Source organism: Ancalomicrobiaceae bacterium S20 (assembly GCA_040269895.1).
In the GTDB taxonomy this organism is placed as follows: domain Bacteria; phylum Pseudomonadota; class Alphaproteobacteria; order Rhizobiales; family Ancalomicrobiaceae; genus Methyloraptor; species Methyloraptor flagellatus.
In genome coordinates, this window is record CP158568.1 from 2805287 (window position 1) to 2823388 (window position 18102).

The 18102-nt window shown below is 65.0% G+C and carries 5 protein-coding genes and 1 pseudogene; 3 read left to right on the top strand and 3 right to left on the bottom strand.

All coding sequences use genetic code 11. The annotated features are described in order from the left end of the window. Positions 1 to 58: 58 nt before the first annotated feature. Positions 59 to 11161 carry a hypothetical protein gene (locus ABS361_12790; protein ID XBY42985.1) on the bottom strand — a complete coding sequence of 3701 codons (11103 nt, stop codon included), beginning with the start codon at positions 11159 to 11161 and terminating at the stop codon, positions 59 to 61. A gap of 1179 nt (positions 11162 to 12340) precedes the next feature. Next, positions 12341 to 12595, bottom strand: a pseudogene (locus tag ABS361_12795) (transposase). Between the two features lie 130 nt (positions 12596 to 12725). Between ABS361_12795 and istA the strand changes: the two are divergent. The 3 genes from istA (at position 12726) to ABS361_12810 (ending at position 15875) form a co-directional block, all read left to right on the top strand. Next, positions 12726 to 14225: an IS21 family transposase gene (gene istA, locus ABS361_12800; protein XBY42986.1), complete on the top strand. Its 1500-nt coding sequence runs from the start codon at positions 12726 to 12728 to the stop codon at positions 14223 to 14225. Then, entirely contained in the window at positions 14225 to 14953 is a 729-nt protein-coding gene (gene istB / locus ABS361_12805; protein XBY42987.1) for an IS21-like element helper ATPase IstB, read from the top strand. Before istA ends, istB begins: the two co-directional genes overlap by 1 nt. A gap of 298 nt (positions 14954 to 15251) precedes the next feature. Next, positions 15252 to 15875, top strand: a complete 624-nt coding sequence (locus ABS361_12810) for a hypothetical protein (GenBank protein XBY42988.1) — start codon at positions 15252 to 15254, stop codon at positions 15873 to 15875. A 139-nt stretch (positions 15876 to 16014) separates the two neighbouring features. Here ABS361_12810 and ABS361_12815 read toward each other — a convergent pair whose 3' ends face one another. Next, entirely contained in the window at positions 16015 to 17904 is a 1890-nt protein-coding gene (locus ABS361_12815) for a hypothetical protein (protein XBY42989.1), read from the bottom strand. Between the last annotated feature and the right edge of the window lie 198 nt (positions 17905 to 18102).

Below are 18102 nucleotides of genomic sequence, written 5' to 3' on the forward strand. Positions count from 1 at the left end.
CCCGACCCCACCGCACGGGTCGCCCCGATCCGTGCGGTGGATCGAATTTCCGTTTCCGTCAGGTCCGCGCTCCTCGACGGTCGTCGAGTTCCGTACCGCGCCACAGGCTCCGCCAATCCTGCTCGCCGACGAACAGACCGATCATCCAGCAGACCGGCTCGAGCGTCGTGCGCACGATCTTGCCCGCCAGCGAGCCTTTCGGGCGCCGGCCCATCTGGTAGGCGAGTTCCTCGGCCCGCCACCGCATGAGCGGATACATGAGCCGTTCCGCAAGCGGCGATCGACGCATCAGGCGGACATAGGGAATGGCCCAGGCCTGGTAGCCCCTGACCGTGATCGGCGAGAGCCGGGCATAGGTGAACTCGAGGTCGGCGCGCCAGGTGTCGCGATCGAGCATGCCCTTCCGATAGAAGTGCGTGCAGATGACGCGTCCGGGGTTGAAGAACCATTTGGCCCCGTCGGCGGCTTGGTTGAGCCCGTTGTTCAGGGCGTCCTGGACGGTGGAGAAGCCGCGGCTGAACGCATCGTCCACGGCGTGGAGCGCCGCCGAGGCGCCGCTCTCGAAGGCCGAGCCCGCGCCGACGATCGACGACCCGGCCGCATTGACGATGCTCTCCCCCTTGTCCTTGTAAGTGGCGATGCTCAACTCGACGGCGCGACTGATGTCGTCCTTGACGAAGTCGACCGCCTGGCTCGTGTCGACCGAGCCCTTGAACCCGAGCCCGACACCGGCCAGTTCGAAGCCGAGCGCCGCGCTCAGATCGAAGGTGATCTTCGAGCCTTCCAGGCCGACCTTGATATTTGCCGATGCGCCCGCGTTGCCCGGCGACATCAAAGTCGCGCTCGACGTCGCCTCGAGCGGACCCGCTCCGAAGGTCAGATCCTCGGTGACGGAGACATAGGCGCCGGCGAAGGCGCCGAACTTGGCCTGGTTCATCAGACCAACGGAAGCGGTGGCCTTGGCCGTGGCGCCGGCGACGGCCGCGAGCTTCGTTGAACGCGTGGCCTCGATCCCGTTCATGTCCAGGGTCTGATGCTCGGCGATTTCGACACCGGCGACGGCGCCGACACTCGCCTTGATCGAGATGCCCTTCAGTCCGACCGACACACGCGACTCCGCCGAGGCCTCGACGAAGGCCGTGAGATCGACCGGTCCGACATGCATGTTCAGCGAGGCGAAGGCGCCGGCCTGTGCATAGGCCGCAGCGCCGAGCTTCGACACGCCGGCCCCGGTCTCGGCGGATGCGCCGGCCGCGGCCGTGAAGGTGACGCCCCCGAGCGACGCCTGCACCAGAGCCGTCGCCCCGACTCCGGTCTTGGTGCCTTTGAGGAAGTCGTTGCTGTCGATCATCGAGACGTCGATGCGATCCTTGAAGGATTTCTGCATGTCCGTCGTATTGGTCCACAGCGATCCCAGATCGCCCTTCTGCCCTTCGGGCATGGGTCCCTGGACCTTCACCATCGCGTAGGTCTGCACCAGCGCGCCCATCATCGCGCCGGCCTGATAGGCGTCCTGGAAGTCCTGGGTGTGGTCCTTGGTGAACTTCAGCGTCTTCGCGGAGTCGCTGAGCTTGCCTGTCGTCAGCGTGTCGACCTTCACGTCCTGCTGAGTCTGCGCCTCCATCGTGCTGGCGAGCACCTTGCTGAGGCTCGCCTGCATCGCGGTCGCCGTGGCGGCATCGGCCGGTGCGACGCTCGGCTGGCCGGCCATGAGACCCGTCATGACACCGAGACCCCGGATGAGGTCGGAGCCGTGGGTCGTCTGGATCTCCGCCAGCGCGTTTTTGAGGATGTTCGCTTCGGCCGAGTGCGCCGTGGCGGCGACGGCCGCAGCGGCCGCGCTGCCGACGTCCGTGGACGACGACGGAGCCGAGGCCAGTTTCGTCTCGGCGTCCACGGCGCTCGAGAGCGCGCAGCTCAACTGCGCCAGCACCAGACCGCGCGCCGTTGCCTCTTCGAACCCGAGAGCGGTGCCGGAGTGGTTGGCGTCCGGCGCATTCGAGGCGGCGAGCGCCTGTACCGCTGTCGACAGGATCGCCGCGGCCTGTGTACCGGTCAACGAACCGCTGTAGACGAGGTCCATCACGTCCTGCTGCGCGGCGCCGCCCATCAGCCGAGCCGTCATGGTCATGTTCAGGACCGTGCTGTGACCGGCCGCCCCGAAGGCGGCGAGCGCCAGCGCAGCGTCGACGGGGACATGGGCGGCCTTGGCCGACGCCATGAGATCGGTGATCAAGGCCGCCTGCGCGTCGGGGTCCTGCGCATTGGCAGTCGATGCGGCGAGTTGGCCGACATCGAAGGCCTTCGACGCCACCATGGCGCCCGCCGCATCGACCAACGGCAGCATCGATCGTCCGGCGCTGACCGCGATGCCGAAATCGTCGAGCAGCTTCTGGTCCAGGGCAGCTAGGACGTCGAGCTTCGCCTGGGTCGCCGGATCGCCGTGGCCCTGGATCTGCAGGACCGTGTTGTCGACGATCAGGTCCGAGATCGTCTTGTCGAGATGACCCAAGGTGACTTCGGCTTGGAAAATCCCCGGAAGCAGCGGCGTCGCGAGCGAACCGCGGTTGCCCTGCAGGCGCATGACGGCATCATTGATCTCCGAGAGGAGACCATCGGCGCCGGCGGCTGCACCGATGAGACTGGGTTGCTTCGGATTCGACGCCCAGTTCATCAGAACGTCACCGATGCCGATCGTTCCGGCCTTGTCGGCTGTCTTGCCGGTCTGATCGTGCACGGTGCAAGCGAGCTTCTTGCCGTCGATCAGATCGTGCACCAGATCGAGCACGCCGTGATCGTTGCCCGTCTTGTCGGCGACGGTCAGGAGCACTTCGAGCGTCGACACCTTCGGGAATGAGAACTGCGCCATGTCGATGGCGGCATGCGCGACATCCGCGGCGCTGTGGCCCGTGATCGCACCCGTCACCGAGAGCAGCGAGAGCGCAGCGGCGCAGCCCGCGTTCGTCGCGGCGGGGTCCGAACCGAACACCCAGCGCTCCGCGGCGAGATCGATCGGGACCGCCGACGAGGTCAGCGGCGCGTGGCCCGGGAAGGCCGCCTGCTCCGCCTGGAAATGGCTGATCACGGCCTGCGCAATGTTTGCGGCAGACGAAGGCGCGCCGTTTGCCCCGGTCGACAAGCCAACGAGCGCGCCGATGTCGTTCAGGCGGGCCGTCGCAGCAGTGAGACCCTGGACAGTCGAAAACTGCGCTTCGGTAGCGAGGATCGCCGCCGCATCGGCCGCCGCGAGCCGTCCCGCACGCACCTGGTTGAAAAGCTCGAACGGAGCTTGATAGGTCGCGACGCGTGCGGTCTGCAGGTCCTGGATCGCCTTGTTGTCGGAGGCGAGCGACGAGAGGCGGGTGAGCGCGCAATCGAACGGGACGTTGTTCTGTGTCGCGGCCTTTTGCAGATCGAGCGCCGCCGCATCTCCCGTCATCGCGCCGAAGGAGACCTTCACCACATCGGCGGCGACGAGCCGATTGAGCGGCCCCATCAGATGATCGACCGCGCCCGTGCCGTCCGAACCGGCCGCGAGCGCACCGTCGACGACCGAAAGCGCCCGATCGAGCCCGAACTGCTTCAGGGCATTGAGCATGGTCGCGCCGGCTGCGCCGAAGAACAGGCTGTTGCCATGCGTCGGGTCCGCCGCCGCGATGGCCTGCGCGATCTGGGCGACGGCGGCCTGACCAACCGTGCCCGAGGGAGTCGTCGCGGCGAGACCGCTCAGCACGGCGATCTCGTCCGAGGCGCCGAGTTCACGTGCGATCTGGGCGACGCCCGACGCGTCCTTGACCAAGGTCGACAGCGCGGCGCCGATCGTGGCCTGCAGAGCCGGCGTCGCACCGCCCGCGCCGGCGGCGTCCGCCATCAGCACGACCGCGTCCGAAACAGACAGGACAGAGGCCACATCGTTGGCGACGGTATTGGGCGAAACGCCACCCTTCATGAGCGACAGCAGCTCTTGCGTGCCGGCATTGCGCATGTCGGCATCACCACTGGTCGAGAGCACGGCGACCACGCTCACGGCCTGATCGATCGTGATCAGTTTCGAGGCGGCGAGCGCCTGCACGTCCGCCATGACCTGCGCATCGGTCACCGAGCCGTTCGTGACCAGCGTGGTCATCGCGCGAGCCAGAAACGGCCGCGCCGACGGATCGCCGGCCGCCATGGCAGTCGCGATCAAGCCGACCGCCTGATCGCCCGGGACCGCATGGTTCGCCACAGCGTCCATGTGGCTGAGGAGGTACACGGCATTGCCGGACCCGGCCGCGTAGACGACCTGAGCGGCGAGTTCCTTGGCGGCCGCGAGTTGCACGTCCGCCGGGGCCACCACCCAGATCCGCGCCAACAGGTTCGATGCGTCCTGCGTCCAGACGGCACCGTTCTGAACGGCTGCATGGATATCGGTCATCGCCTGCGTTGCGCCGATGGCCCCGGCGCCGATCAGGTCGACGATCCGGCCCGCTGCGGCCACTTGGATCGTCGGATCCGGACTTGCGCCCAAAACCGCCAAAACCTGGACGGCCTGATCGGCGGTCAAACCCGTCGCCGAAGACACCGGCACAATGTCCCCTGCGGCCTGCGCCGCGGTGATCTGGCCCGCTCCGATGATCGCCAGCACTTCGTTGGCAGCGGCGACCTGGAACCAGGCCGTCCCCGTCGCGGCGATCTGCGCGAGCAGGGTCACGGCCTGATCGGCACTGACGAGTTCCGTGCTGATGGCCGCGCCGATGTCGGTCATGGCGGTGCCGGTCGCGATCGCGCCGGAATTGACGAGCGCGACGACCTCGGTGGCGGCAGCTGTCTGGATCGCCGGCGAGCCGACGCCGGAGATCCTGGCCAGAAGGGCGATGGCCTGATCGAGCGAAATTGCCTTTGCCCCCGCTGCGGCACCGATGTCCGTCATCGCCTGAGCCGGCGTGGCGAGGCCGGCGTTGACGAGCGCGACGATCTGCGCCGCAGCGGCCGTTTGCGCCGGAACCGTGCCCGCACTGCTCAAGGTGGTCAGCGCCGCGACCGCCTGGTCGGCGGTCATGCCGCCCGATGCGACCAGGGCTGCCAACTGGCCCGACGCCTCCGCGGCCTGTAAGGCGACGTTGCCGCTGGCGCTCAGGGCCTTCAGTATCGAACCGACCTGATTGCCGGCGATCGCCGAGGTCAGAACGACGGAGCAGACGTCCTTGATCGCCTGGTCGGCCGTGACGGCACCGGCATCGACGAGCGCGCCGATCGTCGCGACGGCAGCGGTCTGGACCGCAGCGTTGCCCCCGGCCAGCAGGCAGACGAGCAAGCCGACAGCCTGATCGGCCGAGACCGCCTTGGTTGACACGGCGGCCTGGATGTCGGCAGACGCCTGCGCTGCGGAAATCGCGCCGGACGTGACCAGCGCGACGATCTCTCGGCCGACGGCCGCCTCGATCGCACCTGTCGCTGCTGCCGATACTCCGGCGAGGAAGGTGATCGCCTGATCTGCGGAGAGAGAGTACCCGGAGACGGCCGCGCCGATGTCGGTCATGGCTTTCGCTGCGGTGACGGTACCGGCCGAGACCAGCGTCACGAGTTGGGTCGCGACCGCAGCCTGCAAGCCCGGACTGGCAACCGTGCTCATCACCGCCAAGGCAGTGACCGCCTGATCGCCGGTGATCACCTTGTTGGTCACGGCCGTCCCTATGTCGGCCGCCGCTTGGGCGGCCGTGACTGCGCCGGCGGAGATCAAGGCCCCGATCTCGCCAGCCGCCGCCGAACCCACCCAAGGCTGTCCGGCCGCAATCATCTTGGCGAGCACCGTCACGGCCTGATCGCCGGTCAACGCGTTCGCCGCGACGGCGGCGCCGATGTCGGCCATGGCCCGGCCGGCGTCGATCACGTTGGAGCCGACGAAGCTCGCGATCTGGCCGCCGACAGCGGCCTGGACCGCCGCGGTACCGGCGGCTGCGATGCTCGTGAGGACACCAATTGCCTGGTCGGCACTGATGATCCGGTTGGACACCGTCCGGGCGACGTCGATTATCGCCTGCGCGGCAGTGATGCCACCGCCCGTGATCAGCCCTGCGATCGCACCGCCTGCAGCCGCCTGCACCGCGGGCGAGCTCGTCGCGCCGAGGAGCGTGAACAGGGTCGTCGCCTGATCGACCGTACAATTGCCGGCGGAGATCGCGGCCCGGACGTCCGTCACCACCTGTGCCGACGTGATCGTGCCCGAAGAGATCAAGGTCGCGATCTCTCCGACGGCGGCCGTCTGCGTCGCGACCGCGCTCGTCGCCGCGAGGCGGGTCAACAAGTTGACGGCCTGATCCGCGCCACTCAGATTGATGGCGACGGCGGCGCCGATGTCGACCATCGCCTGGGCCGGGGCAATGGTACCGGTGTTGATCATCGAATTGATCTGAGAGACGACCTCGCTCTGCATCACCGGATTGCCCGCGGATGCGAGCCCTGCGAGCATCGTAATGGCCTGGTCTCCGGTGATCGCGCCCGATTTGGCTGCGGGACCGAAGGCAGAAGCCGCCAGACTTGCCGATCCGATCGTTCCGGATGCGACGAGCGCGAGAATCTGGTTGACCCCGGCCGCCTGGGTCGTCGGGGATCCCGATGTGCCGACGGCCGCGATGAGTGTGACGGTTGCTGCCGCCGAGCGGCCGGCCGCGCCGATATCGCTCATCGCCTGTGTGGCGGTCAGTGCGCCCGTGACGATCAGCGCGTTGACCTGTGCGCCCGCCGCAGCAGTGATCGCGCCCGTTCCGACACTCGAAACGAGCGCCAACATCTTCACCGCCTGGTCGGCCGTGCAGACCTTGGTCGCCACTGCGGCACCGATATCGGCCATCGCCTGCGACGCCGAGACGGCGCCGGAGGATATCAGCGTGTTCACCTCGGTGCCGACTGCAGCCTGGATCGACGCATTGCCAGCGGAGCAGACGCGAACAAGGATGCCCATTGCCTGATCGGCCGTGCAGGTGCCGCTCGATACCGCCGCGCCGATATCTGCCATGGCAAGTGCCGGCGTGATCGCCGTACCGGTCATCATCGTCACGAGCTGGCTGGAAACCGCAGCCTGCCATGCGACATTGCCGGTGCCGGCGAGCGTGAGCAGCGTGAGCACCGCCTGATCGGCGGTGAGCGCCTTCGAGGACACCGTCGCCGCGACATCGGCCGCCGCTTGCGCCGCCGTGACCTGTCCGCTCGACACCATCGCCGTGATCTGGCCGAGCGCGGCGGTCGCCACGTCGGACGACCCGCCGCTTGCCGCCAAGGCGAGCAGCGTCACAGCCTGATCGGCGGTGACGGCCTTACCGGCGACTGCCGCGCCGATGTCGGTCATGACCTGGGACGTCGTGACCGTACCGATGCCGATCAGCGAGCGGATCTCGGATGCAACCGCGCTCTGGAGCACGCCCGGGCCCACGGCCGCGATCTGGGCGAGCAAGGCGATCGCCTGATTGCCCGTCTGGCCGTTGGTGCCGACCGCGCCCTGGAAGTCGGCCATCGCCTGCGTTGCGGTGACGGCGCCCGTGCTCACCAGGGCCGCCACCTGAGTGGCGGCGGCCTTCTGGATCGAGGCGTCGCCGGCGACCCCGACCAGGGCGTAGGTGGTGACGGCCTGATCGGCGGTGATCGTCTTGTTGGTGACGACCGCTGCAACGTCGGCCATCGCCTGCGTCGCTGTGACCAGTCCCGACGAAACCAGAGCCGCGATTTCGCCACAGGCCGCAATCCGCGTCGCCGATGCGCTGGAAGGCGCAGTGCACGCCAGGATCATGACGGCCTGGTCGGCGCTGACGGCCTTGGCGGCGACCGCCGCGCCCACGTCGGCCATGGCCTGGGTCGCGCTGATCGAGCCCGACGCGATCAGGGTCGCGATCTCCCCGGCGACAGCGGTCTGGATCGCCGTCGAGGCGCTCGTGCCGATCCTCATCAGGAGGTTCATCGCCTGGTCGGCGGTACAGGCGCCCTTGTTGATGGCCGAACCGATGTCGGCCATCGCCAGCGTGGGGCTGATCGCTCCTGACGTGATCAGGGTCGCGATCTCGGTTCCGATCGCCGCCTGTGTCGCGGCCGAGCCGCCGACCGCGACGCGGACGATCAGATTCACCACCGGCTCGGCGACGCTGTAGCCGATGGCAGCGACGACGGAGCCAACGTCAGCCATCGCTTGAGCGGCCGTGATAGTTCCGCCCTCGATCAGGGCGGTCATCTGCTGGGCAGCGGCTGCCGTCAGGCCGGGGACGCTCGACGCGCCGAGAACCGTCAGCGCCTTGACGATCTGATCGGGCGCGGCGGCCGATGCGGTCGCCATGGAGGCGACGTCGGCGGCCGCCTGGGTCGCCGAGACGGCGCCACCCTGGACCATCGACCCAATCTCGCCGACCGCCGTGGTCAGCACGCCCAGACTGCCGGCGCCGGCGATGGACCCGAGGACAGCGACGGTCTGATCGGTAGTGATGATACCGTTCGCCCGAGCCGAGCGGACGTCGGCGATCACTTGCGAGGTGGCGATCGATAAGTCGCAGAGCTTCGAGATCTGCGCTCCCACGGCGCCCAGTGTGGAAGCCGGCCCCGCTCCCCCGACCATGAGCATGAGATTGACGGCTGTGTCGGCCGTGCAGGTCTTGCCGACGCAAGCGCCGATATCGGCCAAAGCCTTTGCAGGTGTGATGGCGCCCGAAGCGATCAACGCGCCGATTTCTTTACTCGCGGCGAGTTGCACCGCGGGCGTTCCGGTCGCATTGACGATGCCGGCCACCAAGGTGACGGCCTGGTCGGCGGAGCAGACCTTCGCGGCCACGGCGACATCCAGATCTGTCATTGCCTGGGACGCGCTGATCGTGGCGCCGTTGATCATGGACACGAGCTTGGCGGTGGCATCGCGCTGAACGTTCGCGTCTGCGGCCACGGAGAGCCCGATCAGCGTCCCGGCCATCTGGTCGACCGTGATGACCTTCGCGGTCAGAGCCGTCCCGAGATCGGTGACGATTTGACTGGACGTCAGTGCGCCCGACGACGCCAATGCCGCGAGCTGTCCGGCCGCGGCGGACTGGATCGCGGCGCTGCCGGCGCCGATCGCCGCGGCGATCATCGCAACCGCCTGATCGCCGGAGATCGTCCTCGCCGTTGTCGCCTGACCGACGTCGGCCATCGCCTGGGACGCGCCGATCGCACCCGCCGCGATCAAGGTCGCGATCTCGGCGCCGGCAGCATTCATCGCGGCGTTGCTGCTCACGCCGAGGCGGACCAGAAGGTTGATCGCCTGGTCGGCGGTGCAGCCTTTCGACAGGGCCGTCGCGCCGACGTCGGTCATCAGCTGGGTCGTCGAAATGGTCCTGTTGAACACCATCGACTGGAGCTGCTGGCACACGGTCGTCTGCAGCGCCGGAGTGCCGGCGCCCGCGACCGCGGTCAGCACGGACACAGTCTGATCGGCCGTGATCGTCTTGGCGGTCAGCGCAGCGGAAATATCGGTCAGCGCCTTGGTTGCGGTAACGGTACCGGCCGTGATCATCCCCGCGATCTGGCCAGCCGCCGCCGTCTGGGCGGCTCCTGTGCCGACGGCGATCGTCGATGCGAGCAGCGTGACGGCCTGATCCCCGGTCAAGGTCTTGGCCGTGACGGCCGACGCCACGTCGGTCATCGCCTGGCTGGCACCGAGCACGCCCGACGCGATCAACGTGGCGATTTCGCTTCCCGCCGCAGCCAAGGCCGCCGGCGTCCCGCCGAGTTTCGAGGTCGTTGCGGTCGAGGTGCCGGACGATGCCGTCGCGACGCCGAGCATGAGGCTCACCGCCTGATCGCCGGTGCATTTCGACGCGATTGCGGCAGAGCCGATGTCGATCATCGCCTGGGTGTTCGAAACGGCGCCGGAGGTCACGAGAGCGGCGATCTTGGCAATGGCGGCGCTCTGAAGGGACGCATTGCCGGATCCGCCGAGCACGGCGAGGGTCGTCACCTCCCGGTCGGCCGACGATGCCCCCTGATGGACGCTGTTGACCACGTCCGCCGCCGCGAAGGTTCCGGCGGCGATCTGGGCGGCGATCATCTGGCCGGCTGCGGCTGCCACGCCCGCATCGTCCAACGCGCTCGCGGACGCCAGAGCCCCGGCGGCCTGAACCCCGGTCAGGTAACCGGAACGGATGATGGTGCCGATCTCGGCGCTTGCCGCCGCGACGGCGCTCGGATTGGCTGCCGCAATCCCGGCGAGGACACCGACAGCCGCGGATGGACTGAGCGTATGAGAGGAATTGGCGACTGCGTGATCGACATCGACGATCGCCTGGCTGGCCGTCACCTTGTTGGCGGTGACGAGGGCTCCGATTTCGCGGCCCGCTGCGGTCTGGAGATCGAGTCCGCCGGCGGTGGCGACAGACGCCAGGAGCGCGACTGCCTGGTCGCCGCCGAGCTTGTTGATCGAAACGGCCGTGTGAATATCGGCCATGGCGTGATCGGCAGTGACGTAGTTATGGCCGATCAGAGACGCGATCTCCGAGCCGACGGCCTTCAGCAGCGTGACCGTGGCACCGGATGCCACGCCGGACAGCACGGAGACGGCGTGATCTCCGGTCATGAGGCCCTGTGCCACGGCGCTGTCGATATCGGTCATGGCCTGACCAGCCGTGATCTGCCCGCGCGCCACGAGCGTCGTCAGTTCACCGCCGACCGCGGCCTGTAGCGAGGCGTCACCGGCGGCGGCGAGGCCCGACAACAGCGACACCGCGTGGTCGGCTGTGATCGTCTTGCCGGTGAGCGCGGCCTCGATGCCCTGAAATGCGTTCGCGGCGGTGATCTGCCCGCCCGCAATCTGCGTCGCGACCTCCTGACCGACGATGCTCCAATCAGAGGTGTGCCCGGCGACTTGAGTAATCTGCTCCGCGAAACCGGCAAGCGCCTGGCCGACATTGAGGTGGTTCTGCGTGGCGACCGCCTCGAGCAGATGCATCGCACCGGCATCGGTGCCCTGCCCGGCCGCCACCACATGGGCGACTGCAGCCTCGGCAGCACCGCTTTGAACCGCTTGCGCACTCAAATCCAGTTGCGACGTGTCGAAGCCGGCGATTTGGTTCAGTTGGGTCTTGGTGAGCGCCGTCGCGCCGCCGACCACGCCGTCGAGATCGTCGAGCGATATTTCAATGGGATCATTTTTGCCGGAAGAAGGAGTGTTCGACATCGGTGCCCCCAAGACAATGACGGTATTTCATCTCCGGTCGACGGTATCTCGACTTACGTGCTCTGTCGCGACACTGCACCTCGATCTGTGACGGGCGTCACACAGCGAGGCGAATGAAAGCTGCGGAAGGTCGAGCGATCATCTACAGCGGCCCTTCGTTTTGTTGCGCATCCATCTACGGCGCCAAAGGGCATGCCCTCCGCGCAATCAGCAAACAGAAAGAGATCGACTTCCATCGATTTATTGTTCGTATCGCCTGAAATAATTTCCAAAAAGAGAAATTTATTATTTCTCTTTCTTGCGATTTTTGATTATTGTACATGTATTCAATAAAAAATCTTGGACACATGCGCCACTAATTCCCATTTATACTCGGATTTAACTTATTGTAAGGTTATTGTTACTATTATCTCACTCTTTTATATAGAGGACAGAGTAGGTTATTAGCAATGAAAAAGATTGCTGGTATTTATATACAACGCCATATTTTCGCGCGCCACAGATAACTCAGCGTATTTCGATATTATTTTTGCAATCTTACTTCAGATTTTAATCTATCATCGCGTTTTTAACTCGTATTTCTCCGCGATAAAGGTTTTTACACGGAACCAATACATAGTTTTCATAAACACTTTCCTTCTGGAATCGGTCTCATGCACAATGTGATATATGTTTTTATCGATTATATACTTGTGATTTTTTGGATTTTATTCAAAGATTCCGGAAACAAATTGACATAGCGATTCATACCTCAAAAAGACGCTTATATCCTTCAACGCGGCAATTGATCGGTAATTCGGCCACGTCATCACAAGGCTAATCGGAGTCGGAATTATCGACGTTAGCCAAACCTCGATAGATTTTCTGGCTCGGACCATTCTACCAATGAAACCGATGATCGATCATAAGCTCGACTGGACGCGAGTTCAGCATGTGCCGCTGGGTCACCTATACGTTCATCTGGCTTACGCGTTACCGCTCGCGCGCTGCGCGACGTTGCGTTGAGGTGGTCCCCATTCGGCGGACAGATCGGCGGCTTTGCTAAGCTTGGTTCTTGTCTCCGTCACGCCGCCAGTTCGATGTCGACAGGGGTCGTATTGGCCTCCTGCCGGTTTCACGGACACCGAGTTTAGGTGTCATGTTGGAACTGGAGTGACCTTGCCCCCGGATAGTCCCCATTCATAACCAGAATCCGTTCTGGTTATGGTCCACTCGGGACCGTGCTGCAAACTCGTTCGGGGTGAGCCCGTCCAGGCTCGTGTGGGGTCGTTCGGTGTTGTAGTCGGTTCTCCAATCCTCGATGACCTGGCGGGCCTGTGCCAGCCCGCGGAACAACGTCTCGTTCAGGCACTCGTCTCGGAAGCGCCCATTCAGGCTCTCGACGAAGCCGTTCTGCATCGGCTTGCCGGGAGCGATGTAGTGCCACTCGACGCGGTTCGTCTCCGACTGTGTTTCGGCGTGGAACTTTGACCCCCTACGAGGGGTGATCGGCGTCCAATTTTGACCCCCTTACCGCCACCGCGAGCAGACTGCCGTTCCTTTCGTGGAGGGCGGCGGTCGGGGGATGAAGTCAGTGGATACGATTGCGCGGATACGCCGCGAGTTCTTCGTTCGAGGTCGTTCGATCAAGGAGATCGCCCGCGAACTGCATGTTGCCCGGAACACGGTCCGGAAGGTGCTGCGTTCCGGTGAAACGATCTTCTCCTACAGTCGCGGGAACCAGCCGCTACCGAAGCTCGGACCGTGGAAGACCGAGTTGGACGGGCTGCTCGCGGCGAACGCGGCAGCATCTGCGCGTGAGCGGCTGACGCTGGTTCGACTGTTCGAGGAGTTGCGCGGCCGGGGTTACGAAGGCGGCTACGACGCCGTTCGTCGCTACGCGCGGGCCTGGGCGTTGGAGACGTCGGCGGCGAAGGTCGACGCCTACGTGCCGCTCTCCTTCGCGCCGGGCGAGGCGTACCAGTTCGACTGGAGCCACGAGGTCGTCCTGATGAACGGCCTGCCGATGACGGTGAAGGTGGCGCACGTCCGGCTCTGCCACAGCCGAATGATGTTCGTCCGTGCCTATCCGCGCGAGAGCCAGGAGATGGTGTTCGATGCCCACGACCGGGCCTTCGCCTTCTTCCGGGGCACCTGCACGCGCGGCATCTACGACAACATGAAGACCGCGGTGGAGACGATCTTCGTCGGCAAGGAGCGGGCCTACAATCGGCGCTTCCTGCAGATGGCGGGGCATTACCTCGTCGAGCCGGTCGCCTGCACGCCGGCTTCGGGCTGGGAGAAGGGGCAGGTCGAGAACCAGGTCGGGCTGGTCCGCGAGCGGTTCTTCACCCCGCGCCTGCGGGTTCGGTCCTTCGACGAGTTGAACACCCTGCTGCTCGACCGGTGCATCGCCTACGCCAAGGCGCATCGGAACCCGGAGTTCCCCGACCGGACGATATGGGAAGCGTTCGAAGCCGAGCGGGCGTCGCTGGTGCCGTATCGCGGCCCCTTCGACGGGTTCCACGCGGTGACGGCGTCGGTATCGAAGACCTGCCTCGTGCGGTTCGACAACAACAAATACTCCGTATCGGCGAGCGCGGTCGGCCGGCCGGTGGAGATCCGGGCCTATGCCGATCGGATCGTCGTTCGTCAGGACGGCCGAGTGGTCGCCGAGCATCCTCGCTCCTTCGGTCGCGGCGAGACGATCTACGATCCCTGGCACTACGTGCCGGTGCTCGCCCGCAAGCCGGGAGCCCTGCGCAACGGCGCCCCGTTCAAGGACTGGGTTCTGCCGGGCGCGATGGATCGGGTGCGCCGCAAGCTCGCCGGCTCCAACGACGGCGACCGGCAGATGGTGGAGATCCTCGCCGCGGTGCTCGACGACGGACTGGGTGCGGTCGAGGCGGCCTGCGCCGAGGCGCTCGGCGAAGGCGTGCACTCCGCCGACGTGGTGCTGAACATCCTGGCGCGACGGCGGCCCGCGCCGATCCCGGTCGGCATCCTGACCCCGGATGCGTTGAAGCTGCGGTTCGAGCCGATTGCCGACTGCGCGCGGTACGACGACCTGCGGAGGGCCGGCTGATGGACCGCACCAAGATCCTGAGCACGATGACCGAGCTGAAGCTGTTCGGCATGAAGGCGGCCTACGACGAGATCGTAGCGGCGGCCCTGAAGCGCAACCACGACCCACAGCGCATCGTCGCGGCGATGCTCACCGCCGAGATCGCCGAGAAGCAGGCCCGCTCCATCCGTTACCAGATGGGCGTGGCCAAGCTGCCGCTCGCCAAGGACATCGACGAGTTCGCCTTCGACGGCACGCCGATCAACGAGAACCTGGTCAGAGACCTCGCCGCCGGCGGCTTCATCGGCCAGCAGCGCAACGTCGTGCTGATCGGCGGTACCGGCACGGGCAAGACCCACCTGGCCATCGCCATCGCACGGGCCTGCATCCGAGCCGGCATGCGGGGGCGGTACTTCAACGTCGTCGACCTCGTGAACAAGCTCGAGGCCGAGACCCGTGCCGGCCGACAGGGGCGAATGGCCGACTGGCTCTGCCGCCTCGGCTTCGTCGTCCTCGACGAGTTGGGCTACCTGCCCTTCGCCCAATCCGGCGGTCAGTTGCTGTTCCACCTGATCAGCCGGCTCTACGAGCGCACCTCGATCGTGGTCACGACCAACCTCGCCTTCGGCGAATGGCCGTCGGTGTTCGGCGACGCCAAGATGACTACGGCGCTGCTCGACCGCCTCACCCATCACTGCGACATCGTCGAGACCGGCAACGACAGCTGGCGCTTCAAACACCGGGCCTGAGATCGGCGCCGTCGTCGGTATAGTGCCTCCGGTCGGGCTACGCCCTCCCTCCGTCACGACACCGACGACATGCTCACACCGAAGCTTCGACATTCGATCGGAAGCGCCCAACTGCGCGAAACCAGGGGGTCAAAGTTCGACGCCGATCCGGGGTCAAGATTGCTCGCCGATTGACATCGGCCCCCCCGATGCAGACGGTTTGGAGGACGTTCTACGTCATCACCTCCGCTCAGACTTGCAGAGTGTCGACCTGACACCACTCGCCATTCAGTGCGCCGGAGTGACGCCAGCGGCGGCAATGGACTGGGTCCGTCAGGCTCGACGGACCGCGCGCGCAGCCGGCCGCCCGATGATATTGGAGGATCTCGAAAGCGCGGCAATCCCGAACTTCTTTCGGGATACGGCGAGTGCTCGCAGAGCTGCGATCCACGAAGCAGGTCACGCGGTGGCCGGGATCGTGACCGGCGCGCGTGTCGAGAGCGTCAGTCTCGGAAGCGCGGGAACGGCCGGCGGCCGAACGAGGCTCCGTTACGACGACGTTCACTTCCAACTTCGGGACGACCTCGTCGGCAGGATTCTCACGCTACTCGCCGGCCGGGCCGCCGAGCAGGTCGTCATCGGCAGTGTCAGCACTGGCGCCGGCGGATCGGACGAGTCGGATTTGGCTCACGCGACGCGTGAAATGGAGAGCATGTGGGCGCGTTTTGGCTTCGGTGCCGACCTTCTCTACCAGCCCGCAGTGCGCGCGACGGGTCTACTCGAAGACCCGGTCGTTCGCCGAGAGATCGCCGACGAGCTCAGCGCTCATTATCGACGCGCGCTCGAACTCGTGGCGGAGCATCGCGACGCGATCGAGCGTATCGCCGATGCACTCATCGCGCGACGTTTTCTGACCGGCGACGAGGTTTCGCGCCTGATGTAATCGTCAAAGACCAACAAGCGCGGCGATCCACACCACATCAATCTACTTCAGGCGCAACCGATCAAACAAAACGACTGCAGGCTGCTGTAATAGGCTATTTCGTTGCGGTCAGCTCGGAGCGAGAGATGTGCGACGGGCTCTACCGACAACAATCCAACCACTTCTTATTGAGCTTCTGGATATCGTACGGCAGGTACACCAAGTCTATGCTCTGCTTCAAAACTGGAACATGAACCGTATCCGTATATCTCGCCTGCTGCCCGCCTCGCCGCTTCGGACTATGGCCCGTTATCGAGTCGATAACAGCCTCGTTGACGTTTTTGTTGACCAACAGCGTACGCAGTCTGTGGCGAAAAGGATGATAAACACCATCGCTTTCTGTGCCGTCTTTCCGAATGACTTGCATTCCCGCGCGCTCCATCATCCGGGCGACGCGTTTTCCGATACCATCTCCATAGACAGCATTGGCCGCGCTGCGCTTGAACTCGGTGAACAGCATTTCGTCCGGCTGTCGTCCGACAACTTTGTCTTCCACAAAGCCCAGCTCGAACAGATCGCGATGGAGCGGCACATACCGCCTTGACCATGATGTCTTTAGATTTATATCGGAACCATGCAGATCGAAGACCCAGATTCCCTCGATCTGTTTGACGTGACGGACCCTCAACTGGCTGAACTCTTCGCGTCGCATACCGTGCAGACCCGCGACAACGGGCGTCCAGTATAGACCGTCCCGAATGATCACGGAGCCGGGCTCGTTGTAAAAATATTCGGACCTCCGACCCGTATAGACGGGATGCTCGAACAGCTTCGCGATTTGATCATCGGGCCAGCCGGGGCGCTCTTCGTTTATTTCGAGGCCGGTTACCTTCGATCCGGTCGGAAGAAGGAAGCCGGTCCAAAAATTTTGGGCAGACTCGAGCATTTTGCCATGCTTTACGGCCCAATCAAAAAACGGCGCAATAATGCATAGGTGCTTGTTCACGGTCGTATTCTGAACCCGAACATAGTTCGCATCGACCGACGCAGCCTCAGCAATTACGTCGAGAATTGGCTTCTTGCGTGCCGCCTCCGATCGCCAATAGTGCTTCGGGAGCTGAACCAGGATCTCCTGAAACCGGCTCATGTCCTCGCGCCGATATGTTTTCAGCGGACGGTCTCCGACGACCTCGATCCAGATGCGGATGGTCGCCTGCGCGTCCTGAAGAGCGCCCTTCGCGAGTTCACCCGTCTTGATTCGGCGCTCGAGAGATTCCGCGATCACCGTGGAGAAGACAGGCTCGTCGGGCGCCACAGTCGGTAGCTGCCGATTCGGTTCTGCGGTAGCAAGCGCCGGCTCGGGGCGGCCGGGACCGCCGCTGGCGTCCCGAGCGACCGGCTGCCTAACTCGAGCCGGTGTCTCATCGAGGCCGAGCTGCCGAACCAGCTTCTGATGACGCGCGCGCCAACGCTCTACCGGCAAGCCCAAGATGCCTCGACCGAGATCGTGACGATCAGCCAATTCGACGGCGGCGCCGAGATAGAATGTCGACAGCCCGAGGGTCAGGCCGCGCCCAACTCTGTGTAGGTCGACAGGATCCACGGGCGGTTCGAGTTCCGCCGCGGCGAAGCTGTCTGCGACATAATCGTTCCCATGCAGACTTACCCCATGGGCATGGGCCCTGAAGACCATCTCCGCCGTTTCGGCCAAGATCTTGGCGGTGTCGCGCGGAGTAGCCGGCATCCGGCCGCGCGCGAGAACGGTTTCGGATTCGTCGCGTTCGTGGTCCTCGCGCCAGGTTTCGATCGCCTTGGCAACCACGAGGGACAGATCGGAAGCGGTCAGACTCATGTCACGCACTGCACGCAGGAAGAAATTGTCGACAGCGACGGCGACCTGACGTGCTCCACGTTCGGCCGACTCCTTGCCGACGACTCCAAGGGTCGCACAGATTTCGGTGCGCGCAAGTCGAGCCCTCAGGCACTGCGGCACCTTGCGCCTGAAGACGGAGCTGCGCCCCTTCAGACGCAGATAAGATCCGACGCCCATCTTTGGGGACGCTCCAGCATGTCCGGCGAGCCGGGGCCGCGAGCTGGTTACGCCCGCGCCCCACGGGTTTCGAACCACTCCGAACCAACAGGCTCAAACGCCGGTGGCCACTGCGGTGGCCAAATCGGTGGGAAAGCCCACGATCCGGCCCGTTAGGCTGGCCCTAACTCGCTGAACGCGCTCATGTTTTGCTGAGAG

Coding starts and splice junctions, on each gene's coding strand:
- ABS361_12790 (XBY42985.1), bottom strand. CDS start 11,161: ATGTCGAACACTCCTTCTTCCGGCAAAAATGATCCCATTGAAATATCG.
- istA (XBY42986.1), top strand. CDS start 12,726: ATGAAGTCAGTGGATACGATTGCGCGGATACGCCGCGAGTTCTTCGTT.
- istB (XBY42987.1), top strand. CDS start 14,225: ATGGACCGCACCAAGATCCTGAGCACGATGACCGAGCTGAAGCTGTTC.
- ABS361_12810 (XBY42988.1), top strand. CDS start 15,252: ATGGACTGGGTCCGTCAGGCTCGACGGACCGCGCGCGCAGCCGGCCGC.
- ABS361_12815 (XBY42989.1), bottom strand. CDS start 17,904: ATGGGCGTCGGATCTTATCTGCGTCTGAAGGGGCGCAGCTCCGTCTTC.